The organism is Mesorhizobium sp. B3-1-9 (assembly GCF_006439595.1).
Lineage (GTDB): Bacteria > Pseudomonadota > Alphaproteobacteria > Rhizobiales > Rhizobiaceae > Mesorhizobium.
Window position 1 is genome coordinate 270,602 of the sequence record NZ_VFTJ01000004.1, and the last position, 25,187, is coordinate 295,788.

General features: G+C 60.5%; 19 protein-coding genes, 1 tRNA gene and 3 pseudogenes. 11 read left to right on the forward strand and 12 right to left on the reverse strand.

What is annotated here, in order from left to right:
* Positions 1–360 precede the first annotated feature (360 nt).
* Positions 361–1,065 (forward strand): Crp/Fnr family transcriptional regulator, encoded by a 705-nt coding sequence (locus FJW07_RS09790; protein ID WP_140782688.1) that lies wholly within the window; start codon positions 361–363, stop codon positions 1,063–1,065.
* A gap of 369 nt (positions 1,066–1,434) precedes the next feature.
* A complete protein-coding gene (locus tag FJW07_RS09795; RefSeq protein ID WP_226891962.1) occupies positions 1,435–2,145 on the forward strand; it encodes a response regulator transcription factor in 711 nt (236 codons plus the stop codon).
* A 101-nt stretch (positions 2,146–2,246) separates the two neighbouring features.
* On the opposite strand, the pseudogene FJW07_RS32030 reads toward FJW07_RS09795, so the two are convergent.
* The 4 genes and pseudogenes from FJW07_RS32030 to FJW07_RS32035 all read right to left on the reverse strand — a co-directional run.
* A pseudogene (locus tag FJW07_RS32030) lies at positions 2,247–2,378 on the reverse strand (IS630 family transposase); the annotation flags it as partial.
* 52 nt (positions 2,379–2,430) lie between these two features.
* Positions 2,431–2,688: a hypothetical protein gene (locus FJW07_RS09800; protein ID WP_181167072.1), complete on the reverse strand. Its 258-nt coding sequence runs from the start codon at positions 2,686–2,688 to the stop codon at positions 2,431–2,433.
* Positions 2,689–2,945: 257 nt separating this feature from the next.
* On the reverse strand, positions 2,946–3,761 hold the full coding sequence (locus tag FJW07_RS09805) for a response regulator transcription factor (RefSeq protein WP_140856071.1): 816 nt from the start codon (positions 3,759–3,761) through the stop codon (positions 2,946–2,948).
* Positions 3,762–3,982: 221 nt separating this feature from the next.
* Positions 3,983–4,090, reverse strand: a pseudogene (locus FJW07_RS32035) (SDR family NAD-dependent epimerase/dehydratase); the annotation flags it as partial.
* Between the two features lie 276 nt (positions 4,091–4,366).
* Here FJW07_RS32035 and FJW07_RS09810 point away from each other — a divergent pair.
* From FJW07_RS09810 to FJW07_RS09845, 8 genes are all read left to right on the forward strand, one after another.
* Positions 4,367–6,214, forward strand: a complete 1,848-nt coding sequence (locus FJW07_RS09810) for a polysaccharide biosynthesis/export family protein (protein ID WP_140856073.1) — start codon at positions 4,367–4,369, stop codon at positions 6,212–6,214.
* Positions 6,215–6,406: 192 nt separating this feature from the next.
* Positions 6,407–7,669, forward strand: a complete 1,263-nt coding sequence (locus tag FJW07_RS09815; RefSeq protein WP_246680724.1) for a GNAT family N-acetyltransferase — start codon at positions 6,407–6,409, stop codon at positions 7,667–7,669.
* 121 nt (positions 7,670–7,790) lie between these two features.
* Positions 7,791–7,875: transfer RNA gene (locus FJW07_RS09820), tRNA-Asn, on the forward strand.
* Between the two features lie 615 nt (positions 7,876–8,490).
* The gene (locus FJW07_RS09825; protein ID WP_246680725.1) at positions 8,491–9,102 is read left to right on the forward strand and encodes a 4'-phosphopantetheinyl transferase superfamily protein; all 612 of its coding nucleotides are present in this window, start codon (positions 8,491–8,493) and stop codon (positions 9,100–9,102) included.
* 92 nt (positions 9,103–9,194) lie between these two features.
* Entirely contained in the window at positions 9,195–10,223 is a 1,029-nt protein-coding gene (locus tag FJW07_RS09830; RefSeq protein ID WP_140856077.1) for a thioesterase domain-containing protein, read from the forward strand.
* A gap of 35 nt (positions 10,224–10,258) precedes the next feature.
* The gene (locus FJW07_RS09835) at positions 10,259–12,280 is read left to right on the forward strand and encodes a non-ribosomal peptide synthetase (RefSeq protein WP_140856079.1); all 2,022 of its coding nucleotides are present in this window, start codon (positions 10,259–10,261) and stop codon (positions 12,278–12,280) included.
* Between the two features lie 70 nt (positions 12,281–12,350).
* Positions 12,351–13,529 (forward strand): acyl-CoA dehydrogenase family protein, encoded by a 1,179-nt coding sequence (locus tag FJW07_RS09840; protein WP_140856081.1) that lies wholly within the window; start codon positions 12,351–12,353, stop codon positions 13,527–13,529.
* A gap of 406 nt (positions 13,530–13,935) precedes the next feature.
* A complete protein-coding gene (locus FJW07_RS09845; RefSeq protein ID WP_140856083.1) occupies positions 13,936–15,030 on the forward strand; it encodes an IS4 family transposase in 1,095 nt (364 codons plus the stop codon).
* 96 nt (positions 15,031–15,126) lie between these two features.
* Here FJW07_RS09845 and FJW07_RS09850 read toward each other — a convergent pair whose 3' ends face one another.
* Positions 15,127–15,972, reverse strand: coding sequence for a glycoside hydrolase family 16 protein (locus FJW07_RS09850; protein WP_181167090.1), 846 nt, complete (start codon positions 15,970–15,972; stop codon positions 15,127–15,129).
* Positions 15,973–16,591: 619 nt separating this feature from the next.
* Here FJW07_RS09850 and FJW07_RS32040 point away from each other — a divergent pair.
* A pseudogene (locus tag FJW07_RS32040) lies at positions 16,592–17,228 on the forward strand (FkbM family methyltransferase).
* A 239-nt stretch (positions 17,229–17,467) separates the two neighbouring features.
* On the opposite strand, the gene FJW07_RS31695 reads toward FJW07_RS32040, so the two are convergent.
* From FJW07_RS31695 to FJW07_RS09890, 7 genes are read right to left on the reverse strand one after another with little or no spacing between them, the layout of a single operon-like run.
* Positions 17,468–17,632, reverse strand: coding sequence for a hypothetical protein (locus tag FJW07_RS31695; protein ID WP_181175553.1), 165 nt, complete (start codon positions 17,630–17,632; stop codon positions 17,468–17,470).
* A gap of 32 nt (positions 17,633–17,664) precedes the next feature.
* Positions 17,665–19,002, reverse strand: a complete 1,338-nt coding sequence (locus tag FJW07_RS09865; protein WP_140659332.1) for a hypothetical protein — start codon at positions 19,000–19,002, stop codon at positions 17,665–17,667.
* Between the two features lie 2 nt (positions 19,003–19,004).
* Positions 19,005–20,267: a glycosyltransferase family 4 protein gene (locus FJW07_RS09870; RefSeq protein WP_140856087.1), complete on the reverse strand. Its 1,263-nt coding sequence runs from the start codon at positions 20,265–20,267 to the stop codon at positions 19,005–19,007.
* 15 nt (positions 20,268–20,282) lie between these two features.
* Positions 20,283–21,038 (reverse strand): DUF1616 domain-containing protein, encoded by a 756-nt coding sequence (locus tag FJW07_RS09875; protein WP_140856089.1) that lies wholly within the window; start codon positions 21,036–21,038, stop codon positions 20,283–20,285.
* Positions 21,025–23,001: a hypothetical protein gene (locus FJW07_RS09880; protein WP_140856091.1), complete on the reverse strand. Its 1,977-nt coding sequence runs from the start codon at positions 22,999–23,001 to the stop codon at positions 21,025–21,027. Before FJW07_RS09880 ends, FJW07_RS09875 begins: the two co-directional genes overlap by 14 nt.
* Positions 23,001–24,146, reverse strand: coding sequence for a glycosyltransferase family 4 protein (locus tag FJW07_RS09885; RefSeq protein WP_140659328.1), 1,146 nt, complete (start codon positions 24,144–24,146; stop codon positions 23,001–23,003). The genes FJW07_RS09880 and FJW07_RS09885 overlap by 1 nt, the downstream gene beginning before the upstream one ends.
* A 5-nt stretch (positions 24,147–24,151) precedes the next feature.
* Positions 24,152–24,952, reverse strand: coding sequence for a glycosyltransferase family 2 protein (locus FJW07_RS09890; protein WP_140709935.1), 801 nt, complete (start codon positions 24,950–24,952; stop codon positions 24,152–24,154).
* Positions 24,953–25,187: the final 235 nt, after the last annotated feature.

Consider the following 25,187-nt stretch of genomic DNA (forward strand, 5'->3'; position numbering starts at 1 on the left):
GGCCCAGTAGCTGGCCTGCCGACCTCACATTTTCGAGGCTCGGCGGGCGAATTCCCAATTGCAACTTTCTGCAAACGGCCAAATGCGCGTTTGGACGCGAAATGCGCAAGCCAGGCGGATGTAAATGCCGCCTCGCCTGAAGGCCGCACTATCGCCGGCGAAGACATCGGCCTTCGATTTCTCCACCGTGGGGGGCTGATACGGAACTTCGAAGTCGCAGCGGCGTTGCAGACGTCGGAGAAGAGTTCTTTTCCGTCGGGCATTGCAACCATACCCAGCTCACTGTGAAGTCGCTCACATCTGGCTTTCAAGAATTATCTATTGTAGGTTGTGGTAGAGTTGGAGAAACTGGGGATCTCCATGCAGACGCTGTCGCAATTCATAGGCCCACGTCCGGTTGGGGGGACATGGTCGAAGACTGAGTGGGCCAACAACGATTTTCTCGGTGTTGCCGCCAGAGCCTACAAACCCCATTCGATCGTATGTCGCCAGGATGACGACGACGATACGATATTCATTGTAAAGTCAGGCTGGACCCTGCTCTACCGCGGGTTGCCGGACGGAGAACGGCAGATCATCGACACTCCCCTTTGGGGAGACATTGTCGGCTTCCGCTCCGTGGACGGGCCCCGGTTCGCTTCGCTAGCCTCCATAACGGATGTGACCGTTTATCCAATACCAAGGAAGGCCCTGGTCGAGGGAATCATGTCCGAAGCTAGCTTCGGCAGCAGGATTGCCCACTCCCTGGCACGGATGAATGCCATTCTAGCCGAGCACCTGGTGAATGTCGGGCGGCGCAACGCAATGAGCCGGACCGCCCATTTCCTGCTCGAATTGGAGGAAAGGCTCTCCAACGTTGGCCTGTCGGCCCACGGGAAGTATGACTGCCCTCTCACTCAGAATGAGCTGGCGGACATCCTCGGAATGACCCCCGTTCACGTGAACCGGACATTGAGGGAGCTCCGCAGTGCCGGTCTCGTCTCATTCAAGGCTGGCCATGTCGAGATTCTTAACCGCAAGAACCTCGTAAAATCGGCCGGATTTGAGAAAGAGTACCTCAGCTAGATCTTCTGGCGGATCCAGCATGCTCCCGCGATTGCCTCCTCGGTTCAAGCAGGAGGCACAACGGCGTGCCTGGGAACCAGCGGCGCAGCGTCTTCAAGGCCTGGTCGGCTTCGCTTATTTGGAATTTTACTAAAAATTAACCTAGGTTAGCGACCGCTAATAATCTCACCCTAGAGTAACGTTAGCAGTTCTTCGCTGGGTAGGCGGGAACTGCTGTGTGGTCAGAATGAAGCGATCCAGCCTTAAACTGGACGGGTGGGATTGCTTTTCCAAATTCTAGAATAAGGGGTAGTCGGCCGCGCGAGGCGGCTGGTATGCAAAAGGGCTGGTAGTATGAGCTCCTCAGCTGGACTGGTTAATTACAACTCTATGAATCAACCAACGGTTTCGAGCAACGGAACCGAAAATGCTCGTCATGAGCAATGCCTTCTCATACTGGATGGAAGGGCCTTGGACCGAGAATGCCTTGCATCGGCCCTCGTAGACCACGAACTCGGCATGGCGGTCGCCGCCATGGGTTCAATCGAAGAATGGCGCATGAAGAAGGGCTCAGCCCCTCCCCTGGTCGCCATACTCTTCAACCTTGGCGGTCGGAAGGCCGCCGATCATGCCACGGCAGACGAGATCAGGCGCATATCGTCTGAGTTCAAATCGATCCCCGTAGTTGTCCTGGCGGACAATGAGGACCTTGCACAGATATTGGCAGCTCTCGAATGTGGCGCACGAGGCTACATTCCGACCTCAGTCGGTATCGATGTGTGTGTCGAAGCGATCAACCTTGCTGCAGCCGGAGGTATCTTTGTCCCTGCAAGCAGCGTTCTCTCCATGCGGCATCTGATCGAGTCAGACAGCCGCGACACGCAGCCTTTGTCGAGAATGTTCACTCTAAGGCAAACCGAGGTCGCCCAAGCGCTCCGTCGCGGGAAGGCGAACAAGATCATCGCCTATGAGCTGAACCTGCGTGAAAGCACCGTGAAGGTGCATATACGAAACATCATGAAGAAACTGAAGGCGACCAACCGCACGGAAGTCGCCTACAAGGTCAACGATCTCTTCACGGAAGGAACTATGCGGAAGTGACGATCCCAAGTCGAGGGACCTCGTTGCAGTGATTGGAGCGGAGTGAAATTGCCTCCGGTCATCAGGCGGGCGGGATCAACCCGTTCTTGATGTTGGACCTACCGCGCCCGCCGGCGCGCCGCGTCAACACGATCCTGCTCAGCTGCAGTCAGCGCCTTTTTTTGTGCGGCGTGCACGAATTCGCAGACCGAGCGATGGTCGACCTTCAGGCCGCGTTTGCCAAATTCGGCCACCGGAAGCTAACCGCGCGCCGGGTTGCGGAAATCCGCTGATCAATCAAGGGCATTAGGGGAAGGTATGTCTGCCCACCCAGCTTACGGCTTCCTCGATCGTATCGAAATTCTTGTGCTGACCGCTCAGCAACCCGAAGCCTGTCTCGAGGAACCATTTGCCCTTTGTGGAGTAGGCTTCCTCGTCGATCCGAGTAAGGACTGCAACCAGTTGGTCGAATTTCCAGACCAGGAGCCCAGATTCTCCGCCCTCGACCGTTCCAATTCGGGCTTCGTTGAGCGAAAATCCAGGAGCAATTTTTGCGTTGCCCACCTTAATGCATCCCCTCAACTTCAAAGAAGGATAGTGAGATCTGTTAGCTTTGAATGGGCTGCTTCCGTAATGTCTTCGCTGTAAAATGTCCCGACGAGACATACAAATTTTTGTTAGCAGATCGTCGGGCGAGTTCAAGCGCTTTCGCTCATGATCCACCGTTAGTTTTTCGCGAGAGAATTTAACTGCCAAAGAATTTGGCCTGCCCGAGCTGAGAGCCATGGCGAAATACTCGGGTTCCCGCAACCTGGAGGCGATCACATCGGATGAGTGCTCTCGAGAAAGCGGTACCCCTTTTGCGCTTCAATTAGCTCTTGCGGATCATGAGAGGGCTGAATTGCGATCTTTTCATTCCCTGACAGGCCATTGCCGGCGGAGGGAATGAGCAAGCCATGATTCATCGCCCAAACTGCAGCCTGAGTACGGTTGCGGACCCGTATCTTTCGAAGGATGGCCTTGACGTGTACCTTCACCGTAGCTTCGGCGATGTCAATCTTGCGCGCGATGATTTTGTTAGACTCCCCTTCGATTAAAAAATGAAGAATATTCTTTTCACGATTTGACAAAACCGACAACTCTGTCTCCTCGTCCTCCGTTTTAAGAGCCACTTTTGCCAAATCATGTGCCGCATCATATTTCATGCTAGGCCAAATATCTTGAATAAACATCGACGTTTCTGCAGGCAGCACCGTCTGCCCAAGCATAACCAATTCGATGGTTTTGATGAAGGTTTCGCGAGCAGCGGCTTTTGTCAAATACGCGTCAGCTCCCGCACGAAAGGCTGAAACTATATCGTTCGATCGACAGTTATCGGCTAGCGCAACGACATGACTGGTCGGGTAAATTGCTTTAAAGTCTGCAATTTGTGCGAATCCAGCGTTGGCATCAGTACCGCCGACATCCATGATGAGCAAGATGGATCGGTTCTGGGGAAGTGGCTTCTGCAGAAGATCGTGAACACAGTCTGCAGAGGAAAGAATACGAAACTTTTCTGCATCGAGGATTCGAATAAGACCCTCTCGTAGTAACTCGCTCGTTCCCACAAGCACTGTTATAAAAGATTGTCTTGTCATCGCAGCCTTCCTCTGATCTGTGGCGCTCGACCTCTCTTATGGCCCGTTTGATGTACGAACCCGGCACTCGACGCGCCAACCGCCATGGTTTCTTTTCAGCCTATATTACCTTACGCCACGAAACCCCCATGCCAAGATACCCTCTTTAGGCGCCAAAATACCCTCTTTAGGCTTAGGGCAGCATCGTCGAGATCTATCCGGATTCTCAAACCCGAAACCCTCGATCGGGTTTGCGGCCAGGAGCCGTGGATGGTGATCGGCCCGTTCTCCAAGGCTTGGACGATGAAATTGGAGATGGCCCAGCCGTCCTGCGATTGCATGTTGGGGCCGCAGGCGGTTCGAGACGCTCCGTCGATAGACCAATATTTCCGGTTCTTCGCTGCGTTCGATCGCCTTGTCTCGTTTGCCCGTCAAAGAGGTTCTCCTGCGGCGCGGTAATCTGCTCATTGAACGAGTTTGTGCAAGGCGGTGTTTATCCCGAAGGAGTGCCCACAAAGGGATAGTTGTGCCGCTGGCGGTGAAGGGTCACGATAAGGCAGAGCCTTGCTCGGCTCGACCAGTTCGGGACGGGATGGCCACCATTGAAAAAGCGAAAGACACACGCCATGGCCATGGATACAAAATACAACTCCGAACCCGTCACTTCCTCCTCGTCGCATTTGGCCCGGAGCGGCATGAAAGGCGTCCTGTTTGTCATGGGGCTCTCTGGCGTCGCCGCCCTGGGAGCAGGCGCGATCAGAAACTGGAAGGCCATCGAGGATGTCTCCGGCCCCGTGATGCAGAAGGTCGAGGAGGTCTCCGGACCCGTGATGCTGAAGGTCGAGGAGGTCTCCGGAACCTTGGCACAGAAGGTCGAGGAGGTCTCCGGAATTCTGGCACAGAAGGTGTCTGCTGCTATCGACAGCTGGCAAGATCAACCGGCCCAAGCCACGGCCGAACCCTCCCGCGCGATCGTGCCGTTGGCCGCCGCTCTGATCGAACCGAGCGCCGCGCCTACCGTCCTCAGTACCGAGCGCTCCAAAACTCTCAGCACGGGACCGGATGCGTCTACCGCAGCGTTGATCGAAAGGAGCGCCGCCCCTGCCGTCGCCACCAATTCCGAGCGCTCCAGAACGCTCGGCATGGCGCCAGACGTGCCAACAGGAGGCCTATTCGGCGTCGGCGATCGCCTCAAGGTCGCGTTCTACGAGCGAGTCGACGTCGAGGAAGACAAGTGGGCGGGCGCGTCCTCGGGCTCGGCGCTGGGCGGCATCCTGCAGCGTCCGGAACTGAGCGGCGAATATACCGTCCAGGAGGACGGCACGATTTCCGTGCCCTTGCTTGGCTCCATTGCGGTCGCCAACCGGTCGGCGCAACAAGTACAGGCCGACCTGGTGGAAACCTTCGAACAACTGCTTGGCCGCAAGGGGCTGGTCAACATCGTGTCGCTGGAGCGCTCGCCCATTTACGTGCTGGGGCCGGTCAAGAATCCAGGCTCGTTCAAGTACGCGCCCGGCATGACGATCCTACACGCCATCGCGCTCGCCGGCGGACTGAACCAGGGCCAGAGCGAGCCGTGGCAGAAGATCGAAGCCGTGCGTGAAACCCAGAAGCGGAGCGGGGCGATCGACGCCATGGTGAAACTGCTCGCGCGCGGGGCGGTCCTGGAGGCCGAGCGCGACGGTACGGCGCCCAAGATCCCGTCCCAGTTGCTGGAATTGGCCGGCGCGGTCGAAGCCGCCAACCTCGTCAATGAGCAGAGCGACCGTCGTAGTGCCCTCGCCATGGCCCGCAAATATCGCGAACGCGCGACCCTGACTGCGCTGGAGGCGGCCAAGCAGGATGTCGTCGCGTATGGACACATGGAATCGCTCGACGAACTCGTCAAACTGCGCCAGGAGCGCGTCAACAGTATGCGCACGCTCGTGGACCGCAAAGTTCTCAACGTGACGATGATGGACCAGGCCCAGAGCGAGTTGTCCGACGCGGAACAGCGTCGGCGGGACGCCCGCAACCAGTACGCGAGCGCCAAGCAGCGCGTCGCTTCGCTGGAGGCTGAGGTGTTGCAAACCCGTGCCGACCTCAGGAACGATCTGGAGGTCGAGCTTGAGACGACGGAGAGCCAGATCGCGGCCAATGTACGCGATTTGAACGCCAGCGAAGGCATCCTGTACACGTTGCCGGTGACCCGCGCCCAGTTTGCGGCCCAGTTCGCGACGAACGCGAACAGGGTGACCTATCAAATCGTGCGGCAATCGACAGCCGGGCCGGTCAGCATCGAGTCCGCCGGGATGACCCTGTTGCGGCCAGGTGACCTCGTCAACATCATCGTGGGCGAAAGCCAGCCAGGAGAGCCAGCCGGTTCGCCGGTCCCAACCTCGTCGCCGACCGGCGACAGCTTGCCGGCCGCGAGCACTCTCAACGACGTAGGGCCTGGCCGCGTGCTGGCGGATCAGGTGATTAGTCCGAATTGATGCCTGGCAAAGGATTTTGCCCCGGACATGGCAATTCGCCTCCGGCGGCCGCAACGCTAGTAATCCAGGGCGCGTCCCGCTGGAATCATAACGTGGGGCGTTGGCGAAGTATTTAGCCAATGGCACGGCGTCGAAGACCGAAGCTGCCCTCTCTAGCGACGGCCTTAGTCGTTTGTTTTTGGCCTTGCTTCAATGTTTTGGCCTGAAACTATTCTATTGGCAAAGTATTTGAAAGACGGGGGCATGTCAGAATCTGGCGACATCTCGGTTGTCGATGCGAAGCGCTATCGTGTTGCTTCAGACGAGCCTGCCATGCCTCAGGATACGGTCATCGACGTTAGCGTGGAGATCTTGCAGAACATCGCGAAACTTGAGACCGATTGGAAGGAGCTCGAAGCGCGAGCAACTCACTCATTCTATCTGTCCTGGCTTTGGATCGGAACTTGGCTGCGGCATCTCCCGGCGGGGGCGCAACCCCACGTTTTAGTCGCTCGGACGTCAAGCAAGATCGTCGGCCTGGCGATTATTTGCCGGCGGAGGGCGTGGAGTTTCGGGCCGCATGCGCGAGCGCGTTGGCTGCTCAATGAAACCGGAGACGTTCATTTCGATCGATTGTTCATCGAGTACAACAATATTCTTGCGGAGCGATCCTTGGCCGATGCCACCAGAGTGGCATGCCTCGAGGCTTTGGCACATCACTTGCGCTACTCCGACCAGCTGGTGCTCTCCGGAATTGATCCGGACTTCGAGTTGGCCGCTTGTCGCACCGCGGGTCGGGCTGGGTTCCTTACCGAGGTCAAAGCGGAAGATACGGCACGGTGGATTGATTTCGCCAAAGTCCGGCAGAAAGGCGGAAATTACCGCGCCACATTGGGCCGCAATACTCGCCAAGCGGTAAGCCGTGCCATGCGGTTATATGCGGAACGCGGCCCCATTGAGTTCCGGACGCTGGAAGCGACATCGGAGGCGCTCGCCGCGTTTGATTTGCTCGCCGAGCTTCATCAGGCGCGGTGGAGACACAAGGGATCCTTTGCCAATCCGAGCTTCCGTCGTTTTCACGAGGACCTCATTGCGCGCGGAGTTCCCACGGGGACCGTCCGCATCTCACGGACGCTAGCTGGGGATCAGACAATTGGAGTCTTGTACAATTTCGTGCATGACGGTCGTGTTCTCAACTATCAAAGCGGCTTTCTGTTTGAGCGCGACGGCCGACTCAAACCCGGGCTTGTCAGCCATGTGCTGGCCATTGAGGACAGCTTCGGACGCGGGGAGCGCGGCTACGATTTTCTGGCAGGCGCCGCCGGGCACAAGTCACACCTGGCCAATGCCGAGCATCCTTTGACGTGGATCGCAATAGGCAGAGACAGTCCAGAGCGCCGCATCGAGGCAAAGCTGCGCGGTGCCAAGCGGGTGCTAGGGACCATTGCCACTCGCATGAGACAGGCCGCGGCTTGAAGTGTCGAGCAAAATAGGAGTTGCCACTTTGTATCAAGTTTTTTGGGCAGGCTCTTGGACCATCGATCGGCAGGTTCGGCAGGCGAGGACAAAGGAGAGGTTGGATTTGTCTAATCTATGTTTCAGCGTGGCGGAATTGGTAGACGCACCGCACTGTTGATGCGACGCCGGAAGGCTTGTAGGTTCGACTCCTACCGCTGGAGCCATAGATTCCAAGTGGCCGCGTAGCCACCATGGCCGATCAATCAGTCAGAAGAGGTAATCCGAATTGGACCTTAACTGACGGTGGCATCGCAAGCGAAGCGGAGATTGCTTTGATCTGACGCATTCCGCATCCAAGTAAACTGCTCTTTGGCCAGCAGCCTTATTCCTCAGAGCAGGAGATCAATGGGGCGCGAGTTCATCGTCAAGATAGGTATCAAGATAAGTTCGGCCGTTTCGCCTCGACAGACCCCTCGCGAGCAGCAGCATGTCTGGGTCTTTATAGCACATCCATACATCAAAATATCCACCGGCCGCTCCTTGCTTTCGCTCTTACGTGATTGTTTCATCGGGATTCCGCATGAACGAGCGTTCCCAGCGATCGGGATCCACGTATGACTTCTGAGTGCTGCCCCGTGCTCGACTTTATCCAACTTTCCGGCGCGGGCGGGGACGATCGCCATGGCGCATTTGGCGCGAGCTGGAATTTTCACGCTGTCTCGGCTCGGCCGGGACATCGATCAATTCGACCCAGATTCGACGTCAGTCAGCCTCTTGTGGAGCCGGCACCGCCCCCCTCAAACTCGTTGGATAAAGTCGGGCTGAGACCCGGGATCATAATGCCGGTTCTCGACAAAGATGGTTTGGAGGTCCTGGCATTCATGCTCGATGCTGAGCAGGACGTCATCCGCGAGATAGGCGTTTGCCTCAACGAAGAGGAACGTCGGCGCGCCGAGGGGTTGAGACTGGAGCGGGACCGCCGCCGCTTTGAAGCTACCCGTGGGCTGCTGCGACGGCTCCTCGCCTCCAAACTGGGAATCTTGCCGTCCGACATCGAACTGGAATATGGACGCCTGGGCAAACCCCGCCTCTCGCACCGCATGCCTGCTCGCGATTTGCGCTTCAGCGTCTCACGATCCGGAGATGTCGCGGTCGTCGCCCTCTCGACCAGGGAGGAGGTCGGGGTGGACATCGAGGCAGTTCTGCCGGTGCCCGAAGCGGACGAGATCGCAGCGCTCTGCTTTTCCGCCTCCGAATACGGGTCCTACACCGCCCTTGCTCCGCAAGGCCGGCTGGAAGGTTTCCTCCGGCGCTGGACCCGGCTGGAGGCTATCTCCAAGGCCTTGGGATGCGGTTTAGGACAGCCCCTTTCTTGGGAGGAAAGGGATTGGGCTGTCCATAGGTTCGTACCGAAACCCGGGTACATCGGGACCGTGGCAGTCCGGAATTGAGTGGTAGTCCGGAATTGAAATGTCGGCGATGCCATCATTCACCTACGATGCACTGCGGATAAGCGAGGAGGTCAACCAACTCGAGAGGCCCTATGTCGGCGGACTTGATGCAGATCCCGGAGCTTCTCGCAGACCTCGCGGTCAAGGACATCAAGGTCTGGGTAGAGGGCGACCGGCTGCGCTGCAACGCCCCAGTTGGCTCACTGACTGCCGAGTCTTCCGACCAGTTGCGTAACCGGAAGGGCGAAATCATCGCGTTTCTGAACATGGCCACGGCTGCAGCCCGGCAACAGCCAGCAATCATTCCCCTGCAGTCTCGCGGAACACGCACGCCCATTTATGCCGTGCCCGGGCATATCGGGGCGCCCTTCTCATTCTCGGACCTGTCGAAGCACCTGGGTGGCGATCAGCCGTTCTACGCACTCCAACCGTCTGGCTTCGATGGGCAGAGCGAACCGATGGAACGCGTCGAAGATATCGCGGAGTATTTCGCCCGCCAGATCGTCGCATATCAGCCCACCGGTCCGTACATCATCGCCGGTTACTGCTCCGGCGCTGCAACCGCTCTCGAGCTGGCGAAAATCCTGCGTCAACGCGGAGCGGAGGTCCCGTGCATGGCGCTCTTTGGCCCCCTACACCCCATCATCTTTAAGGAATTGCCGCGTCAGCTATATTTCTTTGCCAGTCGCACCGCCGATTCATTTCTGCGAGAGATAGCAAAGCTGCCGACATTCGGCGCTCGTCTCCGGTATTTCGGCAGGCGTCTCGGGAACCTTGGCGGGCGCGTCGGCGCCCTCGTGACCCCCGTTCGCAAAAGCAAAGAGCCTGTCACGGCAGATCCGGTGCTGGCGAGCAGAGCTCGACTCAAATCCACGGCGATCACGGCTTTGCGGCGGTACATCCCCACCCCGTATTCGGGTCGAGTATGCATATTCCTTCCGAACAAGGCTTGGATGCGATCGGGTGCGGCGCCGCGCCAATGGCTTCGAGTGATGCCCCAAGCCGAGTTTTATTTCGGGCCCGAGGACTGCAACGATAGCCGTATGCTGGAGGAGCCGGACGCACCTGCCATCGCAGAGCTCTATCGCCAGGCAACCCGAAGGGCTGAGCGATTGACGTGATTGATTTTTGATTTCTGCAATGGAGAGCGTATCTCATGAATGAAGTCCTACCTATCGTGGCGAAGGGCGTAGCACTTCCCCTGCCGAAAGATGCTGAACATCAGGCGCTGGTTGTCGAGTACAACGCCACGGCGGCGCCCTACCCGTCGGACAGGACGGTCATCGATCTCTTCCGCGACCAGGCGAGGCGTAGTCCCAACGCCGAAGCGATCCGTTTCGGTGACGCAATGCTGACGTACCGGCAGCTCGACGAACGCTCCAACCAGATGGCCACGCATCTAAGTTCGACCGGCGCTGGGCCAGGTCGGATTGTCGTTGTGTTCATGGAGCATTCCATTGAGGTCGTCGTCGCGATCTTGGGCGTCCTGAAGTCCGGCGCGGCCTATGTGCCGGTGGATGCGGCAACGCCCAAGGGGCGTCTCGCAACGATCCTGAAGGACATTGCCAACGGGACCGACGGGCGGGCGCCGGTGGCGATCACACAGGCGCGCCTTCAATCCGTCATTTCCCCGAACCTTGCAGACATTTTCGTGCTCGACGCCGATTTCGGGTCGATTTTGACTCAGCCGGACTCGACCCGACCGTCCGCTGCCACTCCGGACAGCGCCGCCTATATCATCTTCACCTCCGGCTCGACCGGCACGCCCAAGGGCGTGGTGATCGAGCACCGGAGCCTGGTGAACTACATCTGGTGGGCCGCTCGGGTATACGGTTCCAGCGAAGGTGACGCATGGCCCCTTTTTTCATCCCTCGCCTTCGACCTGACCGTTACCACGCTCTTTACGCCACTCGTCACCGGCGGCCGCATCGTGGTCTATCTCGGTGATCCCGGAGTCCAGAGCATGGTCGTGCTCAAGGTCATCGACGACAATGCCGTCAATATCATGAAGCTGACGCCGGCGCATCTCGCGATGATCCGCGACCGCAATCTCGAGACCACAAGGCTGCGCAAGTTCATCGTGGGCGGCGAGGATTTCAAAACTGAATTGGCTCGCGATATCACGAACGCCATCCCCCACCCCATCGAAATCTACAACGAGTACGGACCAACCGAAGCCACGGTTGGCTGCATGATTCACCGTTTCGACATCGACCGGGATCAATCCGCATCGGTGCCGATCGGCGTTCCGGCCGCCAATGCGGGCATCTACGTCCTCGACAAAGCACATCAGCCCACCGCCTCCGGCACCATCGGTGAGATGTTCATTGCCGGCGACGGTCTCGCGAGAGGCTATTTCAATCGCCTTGACCTGACCGACGAGCGTTTCCTTACGGTCCCCGATCCTAGAGATGGGTTTTCGAAGCTGCGGCTGTACAAGACGGGGGATCTCGCCCGCTGGAACTCGGAAGGGCGCCTGGACTTTCTCGGCCGCGCCGATCATCAGGTGAAGATTGGTGGCGCACGTGTCGAGCTGGGCGAGATAGAAGCGCGGCTTCTCAAGCATCCACACGTTCAGGAATGCGCTGTCATCGCCATCGCCAACTCGACGACGACACCAGCGACACCAACGATGGTCCAAATGGGCGATGTCGAACCGCTAGCGGCCGAAGACGGCATCGCGCGACTTGTGGCTTACTATGTCTCGTCGAAACCCCTGACCGTCGCGGACCTGCGCGCGCACCTCGCCGAAGAGCTCTTAGGATCCATGATTCCGACGCACTATGTCTGCCTCGAACGGATGCCGCTCACGTCCAACGGCAAGATCGACCGCTCGTCGCTTCCCGAGCCGATCGCGGAAAACTTCCAGCCTGCGCAAGAATTCGCCGCCCCGTTGACGGAGACCGAGAAGACGCTGGCCGCGCTGTGGTGCGATCTCCTTAAGGTCGAGGCAATCGGCCGTCGCGACAACTTCTTCGGCCTGGGCGGGGAGTCGCTCCTGGTGATGCGGGCGGTGTCGCGCATGCGGAAGATCTTCGGCGTCGACGTGCAGCTTCGCAACCTCTTTGAGCGCCCGACGCTCGCCGAACTGGCGGAAGTGATCGACGGAATGCGTTGGATGGCAAATTCCAAAGGCTCCCCACTCTCGGAGGGACCGAGAGAGGAGGTCGAACTCTAGCTTGCCGGAATGCCCCCGACCTTGGGCACCAATCCAGGCGGTGCCTTTGCATTGGACGCATGCAGAGCGGATGAAGATGATGGACAAAGCTTGGGTATCGGCACGAGAATCCGGACTGCCTTGGATGGCGGCGGAATATGAGCTCTTGCGCGACCAAGTGCGCCGGTTCGTGGATGAGGAAATCAAGCCGTGTGCGGATCTCTGGGAAGAGAACGGATTCATTCCTCGTCCGATCCTGCGCCGCATGGGCGAGCTCGGCTTCTTCGGCATCCGCTACCCTGCCGAGTACGGTGGTGCCGAGATGGACGCGGTCGCATCAACGGTCTTCGCCGAGGAGCTCGGGCGCTCGACCTATGGCGGCGTCGCCGATGCAATGCTGGTCCATGCCGACATGGCTTCCTTGTATGTCTTTCACGACGGCACCAAAGCCCAGCGGGCGCGCTGGATGCCGGGCATTATCAGCGGCGAGGTGATCACCGCGGTCGCTATAACGGAGCCGGATGCGGGCTCGGACGTGAAGGCCATCCGCACGCGTGCGCTGCGAGATGGCGACTCCTATGTGCTCGACGGTACGAAGCTCTACATCACGAATGGCGTTCACGCGGATCTCTACTGCGTCGCAGCCAAGACTGATCCCTCGGCAGGAAGCCACGGGATCACGATGTTCCTCGTCGAAAAGGGGACGCCAGGCTTCAGTGTCGCCCGCGAGCTGGACAAGCTCGGCTGGCGCTCCTCCGATACGGCGGAGCTCGTCTTCGACGGTTGCCGCATCCCCGCCGAGAACGTGCTCGGCGCGGAGGGACAGGGCTTCTACTCCATAATGCGCAACTTCCAGAATGAGCGCCTTGTTCTTGCAGGCATGGCGACAGGGATGGCCGAGGCCGCGATCGATATGACCCTCTCCTGGGTAAAAACGCGCCGCGCATTCGGGGGCGTCCTGTGGGACATGCAGGCGATCCGTCAACGTCTTGCGATGCTCTCTGCGAAAGTGGAGGCAAGCCGTGAGTTTCTCTATGCCACCGCTTGGCGCATGGCGGCGGACGACGACTGCCTGCGCGAAATCTCGATGTTGAAGGCCATCTGCGGCGAACTTGTCAACGAGGTGTTGTATGCATGCGTGCAGTTCCACGGCGCTATGGGCGTTATGCGAGAGAGTCCGATCGAGCGCATAGCGCGGGATGCACGCGTCCTATCCATCGCCGGCGGCGCGACGGAGGTGATGCTGGAGGTGGTCGCGTCGTTGTCGTGAGCCCAATGGGGACATCGCTCCCTGGCGTTGATTGTAGGAGGGCTGCGTTAAGGGCTCTTCGGACGGCGGGCAGGTTGATGGGGTCTTTCGGCTGTTTTTCCCAACCGCTCTCAGGCGGCGCTGAGTGGTATGAGCACCTGTCGATGCAGGCCCCGCCAGGAGCCACGTCACGTCTGGAGCGCCGATCCGGCGCCCACCGACGGCTTGCAGCTGCTGCGCCGGCCCGTCCCGCCGCTCGCCGCTTAATGCATGTCGCGCAAAAGTGTGCAGCGATTTTGCGATAACGACATGCATGAAAACAAAGCCTTAAAACGCGTCGCCTGAATCCGCTCACAGTACACGACGCAAGGGTGAGGACGGCTTGAAGTGATTTGATTGGAGGATTCTTCGCCAAAAGGATCCGCCGATGCCGATCACGATTCACACCGCCCTCATCGAGACCCTAAGCCGTCATTTTGCACTGCGCAATTCGCGCCTGGAAACACTCGCGGTTCTGATCATCGGCATGGTTCAAGGCCGCACGGTCAATCTGAGCCATGTGGCGAGCCAGTTTCCGGGGGCCGCGCAACACGGGTCGAACTATCGCCGCCTGCAGCGCTTCTTCCAGTCGATCCGGCTGGATCAGGCACTCGTCGCGCAGCTCGTCGTGCGCATGCTGAACCTGTCGCGGCCCAAATGCCTGGCGCTCGACCGCACCAGCTGGAAGGTCGGCTGCAAGGACATCAACATTCTCATGCTGGCCATCGTGACGCGACGCTTTCGCGTACCGCTGCTGTGGACGGTGCTCGACCACCAGGGCAACAGCAACACGCACCAGCGCATCGAGTTGATGCGGCGCTATCTCGACCTGTTCGGCGCGGCTTCGATCGAACTGCTGCTCGCCGACCGCGAGTTCATCGGCGCCGATTGGGTCAAATTCCTGATGCAAAACAAGGTCCCGTTTGCCATTCGCGTCAAGGTCGGCCAGTGCGTCGCCCTGGCCGATGGAAAGCTCTGGACACTCCAGACCCTGCTGAGAAAGCGCCGCAAGAGCCGCAGCGTCACGACGCTTGAGGCCGGCCTGCCGGCTGCATCCGTCCGTTTATCCTTCGCTGCCAAATGGATCGACGGCAGAAAAGGCCAGCAGGGCGAATGGCTCATCGTCATGACCAACAGCCAGGACGCCAAGGCCGCCATCATAGCCTACAAGAGCCGTTGGGCCGTCGAATGCCTGTTCGGCGATGCCAAGACCCGCGGCTTCAACATCGAAGACACCAGAATGACCGCGCCAGACAAGATCGATACCCTGACAGCCATTCTCGCCATCGCAATCACATGGGCCTATCGATGTGCAACCCAAACCATGGGTATGAAGGCCATCAAGCGAAAGGCCCACGGCCGACGCGAAAAGTCATGGTTCCGCATCGGACTAGACGCCCTCAGGGCATGGATCAACTTCTCACCCCAAAACGCGCTAACCGCATGGCTCAGCACTTTCCCTAAGACCATCAAAACCCAATGAGTCGTGTACTGTGGAATCCGCTTCAGCGCGACGCGCTTTAGTTCCTGCTCCGGTCTGTCGAGCGGTGCGTAACGCTCACCTTCGTGTCGTCAAGCCTCAATGCTGTCGGTCCATGCTCAGGCGGTAGACCTGAACGTCGGTCACCTCCAGTACGAGCGTTGCCGGCGTCGAACTGTCGTAGGCCGTGTGCCAGCCAGACGCGCTGCTGTTGGCGATACTCAGACTAATGAGCAGGGTCATGGCACCGGCCGGCACGTTCTTAGTGACGGTTCGCTTGAGCACACCATCGAAATAGAACTTGATTGACACGCCCGGTATGTACTCCATGCCCCAGACGTGATAGCCGGCCGACAGGTCCACACCAGCATCGAAGAACCGCTGCTCGTTGGTGGCAGCCAACAAAGCGTTTGCCAGCACTGCGTTGGCCGACACGGAGCTGCTGAGGAACCCGCCCTCCTGCGTGTCGATCTCGGCCCCGCCCTCGAGATGCCAGAAGCCTGGCCATCCGCCAGTGCTGACGTCCGGTTGCTTCATGCGTATCTGGGCGTAGCCACCGGCAAACGTGAACTTGCCGTGCGTGCAGATAGCGCCCGACTTCCACGTGTACCCCGCGAACCGGTTGCTTCTCGTCGCAACGATCTTCAAGCCTGATGGACCAGTGCTGATCTGAGCCGGGTCGAAGTACTCGGCGTCGAACCCGCCAGCGTTCATCGCGGAGTACGGCGACGGCACGCTCTGCTGCCAGATACCGTTCTGGTCCGCGATCGCAGGTATCCACTTCGTGGAATCGAGCGAGTGCCCGGTGAAGGTATCCTCGAATATCAGCTGACTGGTAGTGTACCCAGCTGGCGGGGGCAGCGACGACCCACCGCCTCCACCACTCGTGTCGCACGAGACGATCATGAGCGTTATCAATGAAATGTACTTCGAGATACTTTTCATATGCCCCCCTCGTAACGAGGGCTTGACCAGGATGCGATTGCAATGGTCACCGCCGCTCACCAATCCTAAAGCGAAATGACGAGGACCGGATAATCGACCGTGACCAAAAGAGGATACCTCGACTATATTGCGGCGCGGCAGATGGGCCTCGATGCGACCATGGGGCCACGCCAGCCGGTGATGCGAGGAAGTGCTCCTGATGTTCGTAGTTGGGAAACCTCCGGCTTGTGGCGGTGGCGGCATTATCCAGCCAAGTGGTCTTGGGGCGGCGTGTCGATGCTGATCTTCGGGGTGGTACCTCTTTAATTCCGCGATCAGACCTTGATCGAGTGATAAGGTCTGCAAAACTGAACGAAGATCGTTGTGATGCCGCCGTCCGAGTCGCCCCCTCCGAGCGGGCCCCTCGACAAGCCACTGGCAATAAATCCTGCACCGGTGTCATTGGATGGTTCCTGAATGCTCATAGTTTTGCTGAGAGATTCGGGCTATCAAGCTGTATGTGCTGACCGCCAAGCTCGGCCTGCAGCGTCTTCCGATTTTCCACCGCGCCTATCTTGCGCTTTATCCCCTCTACAAAAGGTATTTTGAAGCAGGCCCGATCGATCAGCTCAGGGAATTCGTGCCAGGCGGATCGCTGGTCATCGACGTCGGCGCCAATGTCGGCTTCTTCACGCTCCGCTTTGCCGAATGGGTCGGCGACAGCGGAAAGGTGATCGCCATCGAGCCGGAGGATCAGAATTACAGCGGCCTGATTTCCGCGATCGAGCACGCAGGGTTCCTTGGCCGCGTTGAGGCGCTGAGGGCGGTCGCCGCCGCCGAGCCCGGCACGACCTTTCTCGAAATCAACTCGCTTTACCCGGCCGACCACAAGCTTTCCCGGAACGGCGCCGGTCACCGCCGTGACGCTCGACGGGCTGCTTGCGGACAAGGGACCCCGGCGCCCGGCGCTCGTGAAAATCGATGTGCAGGGTGCCGAACTGCTGACGCTTCAGGGCATGATCGAGATCCTGAGGTTCGCCCGGCCGGCCCTGTTCGTCGAACTTTCCGACCAGGGATTGAACAAGTTCGGGGCGGTTTTGGTAGTCCTGCGCCTCTTGTCGGATAACGGATACGAGGGATACCTGCTGACCCGGACCGGGCGCCGAAAGGCAAGCCAATCCGAGATCGAGGCCAGAACAACCGGAACCAAATCTGCCGATGTGCTGTTTCTTCCTGACAGGCCGGCGAACAGCGCTTCGCACAGCGCCTTGAACTGAACGCCGTTCGTTAGCCTCTTTCGGAAACCGGCTTCCCCGCTGCGAAGCTTCGTCGTACTTCTGAGTGACGGAGGAATCGTCCGAGAATTTCATCGCGACTTCCATGGCGGCCTTGGCAGCGCCTTGGTAAGGTAGCGCTGGATGTTGGTTTCCCGGTCGCGCTTGCTCGCTCACACTTGCTGGCTCAGGGATCCTTGCTGGCTCAGGGATCGCCTCGAATTGCGCCCTCTGCTGGTCATTCAGCGTGGCATAGAATCCTCAAGCGCGGCGCGCACCGATTTGACGCCATTCAGCATCACATCAAACCGCTTGCGGACCCCAGCCCTTCGCGCCGGCGACGTCATCACATCACTTTCGGCAATTGAAGCTTCGACCGCGTCGCTCAGGCTTGCGCGTTCGAGCATCTCAAGTGCGTCCGCACAACGCGATCCGTCTTTCAAGTCTGGAGCGGCGACGGGGGCGATTCTTCGTGCACGAGGCCGGCGGCAGAACCAGATTTTATGGCGAAGGCCAAAGTCAAGGCCGCGCACACGCCCTCGATGCTGGTGGCGAGCGTCCAGCCCAGAACCAGGCCTTCAAGTCCACCGAGCCTCGCTCCAGCTATCACCAAGCCCAGCTCCAGCAATCCGCCAAGCGCGAACCAGGGAGATGCCTTGCGCATCCTGTCGCCCAACCGCGCCAGCGTACAGGCATGAAATTTAAGCGCTGTTCCCAGCAGGCTGAAGCCAAGGAAGCGCAGGCTCGAACCGGCGATTTCAGCATAGGCCGGATTGAAGACCGCAAGGATCCTCTGCGAATAGGTGAAGATGAAAACGGCGCAGACCAGCGAAAAAAGCAATGACGCCATAACCGATACAAGGATGTCGTGTCTGGATTGTTTCGGGCTCGCTCTCACCACGGGGAACAGGACTGTAGCCATGGCCGCGGGAATCAACGAGGCGATGGTGACCAGCATCCATAGGGATACGAAAGCGGCATTGATGGCCGGAGACAGGAGAACGAGCACAACGTAGGGCATGATGATGCCGGGAGCCTGCAAGGCCACGTCGAGCACGTAGTGGTCGAAGACCTTGCCCCGCAGCGTACGGAGCAGTTGGAAATCGGGAGACCCAACGAGGCGACGCGCACCGCCCCGGGTCAACAGGTCCACGCCGATGATGGACGCCAGAAGACCGGCCACCCAGCTCAGAAGAAGCGCGGTATGGGAGGTGTAGCCGCCAACCGCGGCGGTGGCGATCAGCATCAGCTTCAACGTGCAGAACAGCACTTGCCGGATCATCCTGCTGGTGGCGCGCAGGGTGCCCAGGAACGCCTGGTCGACCAAGATGGCGAGAACGGTCAGACCGCAGCCGAGGACGAACACAACACCCACGAACCAGCCGCCGATCAGCTCGGTAGAGCTGCTGAAACACGCATGCCCGAAGACGAACAACAGGGCCAGCCCGACCCCCAGTGTCACCCCGACGCACGCTGCCGCGGCCACCAGGCCGCGTTCCTTGCCGGGATTCCGGACGATCTCGCCCACCAGCATGGTCCCGATTCCTGCCTCGCCGAGCGTGCCGATAAGCCCCATCACGGACAGGAGGGCAGATGTGTAGCCGATCACCTCCGGCGGGAACAGCCGCGCTGCAAGCCACCAATAGACAAACCCGAGACCGGCCGCTGCAACCGTTCCGGTTGCCATGGCGCCGGAATTCATCACGAACGCGGCGCTCTTTCGAAGCTCTCGGCGCACGCGAGCAACGGCCGTCCAGGAGTGGTCTACCGACGTCATTGCTATCCCGAACCTTGCTGTGCCGGCACCGCGGATCTTCCGGGGGCTGGGCGCAGGACGTCCCGGTACACCTGCTCGATCCGGTTCACGACCACTCCGGCCTTGAGGCGCTCGATCCGGGCGAGGCCTGTCGCCTCCAGGCGGGCGAGCAAGGCGCGGTCCTCGATAAGTGTCTGCATTGCGCTGGCGAGGGCGCGCGCGTCACCGCTCGGCACGAGAAGGCCTGTTTCGCCATGATCGACGATATCCGGCATGCCGCCGATGTCGGTTGCAACAACTGCCTTTCCGGACGCCATCGCTTCCATGATCACTGTCGCGCAGGCTTCTGGCCCCACCGACGGCAGCACGCCGAACAGTGAGCGCCGCCACGCATGCATGATGGCGGAATGCGGCCACATGCTGAAGACTCGAACGTTCGGCGGAAATTTGGTTGGCGTATCGGCGACCTGGCGCCCGATCAGGACAAGTTGTGGCGCCCGCTCCAGACTGGCATAGGCCTGCAGGAGAACGTCAATGCCCTTGAGGCGCGTCAAGTCACCGACGAACAGGATGAATCCATCCCCGGGAAGCTCCCGCAGGCAGGCATCTTCTGGGCCAAGCACCCCGACATCGTCGGGCACGAAGTTGGGGATAACGTCGTAAGGGGCGTGGCCTTGGGTGAGTCCGTTGTGACGGGCCACCGCTTGGCTCACCGCGATAAAGCGGTCCACCACGCGCCGAGCGGCGAAGCTCGACGCCCAATTACCCAAGGTGGTCACAGCTGCCTTCACCGCTCCGTAATGCCCAGTGGCACAAGGCAGGCACTTGGCCGCCGCGGGGCCACTGCAGAGCTGGGCGCCCAAGTGCATGAAGTTCTTCTTCGCGCAGACAAGGCCGTAATCATGGAACGTAACCACGAGGCGTGCCCCACTCAGACCTTTGAGCGGCAGGAAGGACGCGTAAATCCAGTTGTGGGCGTGAACGATGTCCGGCTCCTCCTGGGCTACCAGCCGCTTCAGGGCAAGCACCAGTTCGGGATCCGGGAAGGGCGGCGCATGGCGGCGCTCGGGATCGGCGTGAAGGCCCGACAGACGCTGGAGCGTGCCGCGCAGGCGATGCACGCGGACCGCGCCGTCAAGCTCAGTTTCGGGCGATCCGGCATGCATCGAGGTCCCGACGCTGACATGATGGCCCCGCCGCGCCAGCGCCGCGCCCAGATTGCGGACGTGCCGCTCCTCTCCCCCGATTACCGGAGGATAGAATTGCGATAGCAGCAGGATGCGCATGATCGAGCCTTCATTTCAGAAGCGCGGCACTAGCGTCGAAACGCTGCGATACAGCCGGTTGTCTTGCGGTCGATAGAGCCGGGCTTCGGCCCTCTGGCGGATTGCTGCGGCGGGCACTGGGATTTCTCGCGCCCAAGTATCGCCCGGCGCGACGGCGACCGATCGGAAAACGGCGAACGGTTGCCCATCAAGGGTGATTTCCACGTCGAACCGCTGAGTTTGGGTCTCGGCGCTCCTGATGCCAACCGTGATCCGGTCGCGCTCGCCACTGGCTGATGGCAACAACCAGAACTCGGTGTATTTGAATTCCCGGTGGGCCGCTTCGTCTCTGACGGCAAACGCATAGGCCCCGGTCGCCACAAGCACCGCCAGCATGAGCACGGCCCCCTGCCAAACCCGGACCCGCGCCAGAGCCGGCCAAGCTGGCAGATCGGGAGTGTCGCGGCGGACGGCGGCCAGTGCAGCGGCGGCCGTCACGATCCAAAACCACAGCGCCCAGCCGAGCGGCGTCAGGAAGCCTGCGGCGTTCAGTGCAAAGCCTCCAACGATGCCGACGGCGAGGCTTGCTCCGACCGCGTAGACGATGTGTTGCAACGCGGAGGTCGTACTGACGCCGATGGCCCGCAACACCGTGTGGCCCGGGACGAGGAACACCACGGGTGCGCCCAGGGCAACTCGGAGGAGCGCGCTGTCGCTGAAAGCAACGGCCGCCACCGCGGCCCCCGCCCAAAGGTATGCGGCCAGAAGGTCCCGCTTGCTAATGGTTCTCATGCAATTCCCTCACGTCGTAGATGACGATCCAGCCGTTGTCGTAGATGCGGGTGACGCCCTTGACGTCATTGAACTTAAGGAGCGCTGCACCCGAGAGCGGCGTTCCCTGCCGCCGTTGCCACGGCTGAAAGTAAAAGCCGAGCACTGGCGGAGCCGTGCTCAGGCGCCGGTCAACCAGCAGGAAATCGATGTTGCTTCCCGCCAAAGCCCAAAACTCCCCTGGCCCCAATGTCTCGCCTTCGAATATGCTCGCGGAATCGATGCCTTCTCTGATCTTGACCCTGACGTCCTGCCGGCCGTAGCTCGCAAGCAGAATGCTGTTGATGCGGTCGGAGATGAAGCGGTTGCCGGCACCGAGCCATTCCTTGGCCCAGCGTGCCGTTTCGATCCCCATGGGCTCGATTGATTCCTGATCGGCCGCCACTCTATAGCGCCCATCGATCGGATTGATCGTGGAGCTCGCGACGCCGCCCAGGACGATGACCGCCAGAGCACCGGCGGGCGCGATGCGGCGCCACCCGCGCGGCGCGCGGCCCTGCCAGAAGTGGACGATGCTCACCGCGACGACCAGCCCAACGCCGATGAACACGAACGTTCCCATGCGGTTGCCGATTTCCCATCCGCTGGCGGTCAGTCGGAAGGCCACAGAGATCGGGAGCCCGAAGGCCAGCAAGGTGAGGAGCAGGAGGCGGCTGTCACGCCAGCGGCATTTGAGAATGTCCCGGATCGGAAGCCAACCCGGCCGCGCACCACCGAGCGCTGCGATGGCGAGTGACCGAAAGAATCCCGTTGACAGTCCGAGTGCCAGCAGCAGGAGCGCCAGCAAGGTGGTCAGTTGCAGGTAGAAGGCCTTGGCCGGCGCTTGAAGATGTTCCGACGCCGGGGTGGCGGTGCCAAGGATCATGCCGAGCAATGACTGGAAGCCGGCCCCGATCACCGGACCGAGATAGCCTGCGAGAGGGATGCCACGGAACTGCATCCACAGGAGCGGCAGGACTATGGCCAGGATCGCCGTGAGACCCACGCCGATCCTGGCCTCAATCCGCATGGGATCGTGACGGCGCAAAGCTTCGAGACCCGCCAGCGCTCCGAAATAGATGGCGGCGAAGGCGGCCGAGACGTGATGTGTGACCGCGAGGCTTGCCAGCAGCAAGGCTATCAGCCCCAGCGACTTGAGCCTCAGTCTCCCGACGAGATCCTTGGACGCCGCTTCGACCGCGAAAGCCAGCACACACAGCACGATGCCGAGGCTCTGGTAGGAGAAACTTGAGTCGAACAGGAAGAAGGTTGAGCAGCCCATGTAGGCCAGACAGGCGATAGCCGCGATACGCGGCGATCCGACGATGCTTTCGAGGAACAGAAACAGGGCACCGATGAACGTGCCCTTGAGGATGGCCAATAGGAGCATTCCCGCCACTAACAAGGGCAGTCCCGTCAGATCGACGATCGCCGTCGTCACGATTTCCAGGGCGGGATACGTTGGCCCGATCGGGAAAAGCGGGTTGGGCAGAAACAGCCGGCGAGCAGTGATGAGATCTTCGGCTGCGATCCAATGCAAGAACTCGTCGTAACCGCTGAAGCTCGTCGGGGAATAGACCTTCTTGCAATAGAACAGAGCTTCGACAAGCAGGAACAGGAGGAACAGGCGCTCACCTCGGGCTGTCGTCGGCCAAGCGATGCGGAGGCTGGTCGGAACGACCAGGAGGACCATACCGGACCAAAAGAGCGCGGGCGCCACGTCATAGCCCCGGCGCCCGGCTGCGTGCCCGGCCACGACCAGGAGCAGAGCCGTGGCGACGGTCAGGCACAGTATCGCGATCCAACCGTATTTGGCCCGTTGCGGCGGGGCATCGGCGCTGCCGCCGTGAAGATCGGGACCGATAACGGCCGATAAGAGCCGTATCCCGGCCTGGAGTGGTTTGATCCTGGTTCCCGCGGTGAAATGAACCTGCGTCATCAGCATCATACCCTCGTCGCGGGAGGCCAGGATGTCACGCCGCCGGGGGCCGAGCGAACCGTGGATCGGCTGCTCAGGACATCACAATAAACGTCGCTCAGTGCTTGCGCGCAGGCATCCCAGTCGGGCAGCGCCAAATCCGGGATCTCCCGATGGGCCTCCAGTTCCTCGGCCATGGCGGCGGCCAGCTCTCGCGGATCGGCGTTGCGCGGAATCGCCCGGCACAGGCCATTGGCGGCCAGCTCCCGCAGACCGGACGTGTCGCTGACGAGGACCGGGCGGCGCAGCGACAGGGCTTCCATCACGGCGACCGGATGGGCTTCGTATTCGCTGAACAGCACGAACAGCGCGGCGCTCGCCAATAGATCTGCCATTTCCTGCCGCTCCGAGGCGCGGATACCGGCAATTGTGACCCGCCTCTCGAGGCCGAGCGTCGCGACGAGGCGCCGCAATTCTCCCTCGTACGGGCCAGTACCGACGATGTGCAGTCGCACGTCCGGTACCCGGCGGATCAGTTCGGGCAAGGCTGCGATCGCCCGGTGGTGGCCCTTATAGCGCTCCAGCCTGCCGCCCGAGACGATCAGGTGCGGATCGACCTTGACGCCGGGGCTCGGAGCCGGCATCGCGGCGCCGTTCGGGATGACGGCAAACCGCTCCCGCGGCACGCCCATCCTCCGGCTGAAGAAGTCGGCTTCGAATTCGGAGACGCCGATCAGCCGCGCGGCCCGGGCTACCAGCGGCCGGAGCAGCATATGCTGGGTGCTGCGTATGGCGTTGCGCAGCCGGGAGGAATGCCCGCCGCTGTGGAAGGTCAGGACGAACGGCAGCTGCCCGCGGACGGCCGCGAGCAGTCCGATCGGCACCACGAAAGTGCTATAACCCTGGAAGTGGATCAGGTCCCAAGCCCCGCGCCGGATCGCGGTATAAATGCCGGGTGCCACATAGAGGTCCAGTTCCCTTGGCCAGGCCGGCACGCGCCGCACACGCATGCCGCGCACCTCCTCCTCAACCGGCAGCTCCCCCGAGGGATCGGTAGTGAGCACGTCGACCGCGTGGCCACGCGCTGCCAAGCGGGGACCGACTTCCTGGATGTGAGTTTCAGTGCCGCCCATGAAGGGGTAGCAGCGAGCGGCAACCATCAGGATTCGCATCAGGCTTACCCGCCATCATCACAGGCTGTCGCGCCCCGCCCGTGTTGTTGGTACACCCACTCACGCAAGATGGTCTTGAGGACGCGCCAGCCGTCTGGGATGGCGCGCAGATGGCTCACACCGCTGATGCGCGGAGCCTCGAAACTCGCCACCTCGACGATATTGAGGTGGTTCTTCAAGGCCCGCACGTTGATGAGGGTCTCGATCTCGAACCCATCGCAGTCGCAATTGAGCGTGCTGACGTGCTTGGTCCAGAAGGCGATGTATCCGTAGCATAGATCGGAGAACCAACCACCATAGAGGAGCCGCACGAACAGGGTCAACCCCCTGTTGCCGAACATCCGGAACAGCGACATGTCGTCGGTGCCGGCGCCCTGGATAAAGCGTGAACCCTTGACGAGATCCGCGCCGGCCATCAGCGCACTGACAAAGACGATCGCCTCCTCCGGGACCATGGAGCCGTCAGCGTCCAGCATGACGATGATGTCGCCTGTGGCTGCCCGGAATCCCGCTTGCAGTGCGGCGCCCTTGCCCCGGCGGGGCTCCATGACAACCTTCACGTCCTCGCGTAGGCGGCGCGCGACCGCGACGGTGTCGTCGGTCGAACGGCCATCCACGATGATGATCTCGTGCGCCCAGTTGGGGATGCGCGGCAGAAGCCAAGGGAGGTTCTCGGCCTCGTTGAGCGTCGGCACGATGAAGCTTACTCGGGGCAGAGCCAGCGATTGCCGCAGCCCGAACTTAATTGGGTCAGGCGGCGATACGGCACTGACGGGGGTGAGTACACTGGAGAGACCGGCATTCATGGCAGCGCTGCACGGTCGAGCGATGGGCCGCAGGGGGCGGGCTGGAAACGCGCCAAGACTGCCGACAGGCGCCCGGCGCGATGATGGGCCGAAGGATAGGTTCCGGAAAGGAACCGACACAGAATTGCAGCCACGCCCCCGGGTGCAACTGTTCTAATCATACGCAGACTCCCAGACATGCTGAAAAGATCAGATGAAACAAGAACGTGAGTTAAGTGAGCATTGCTGATGGGAC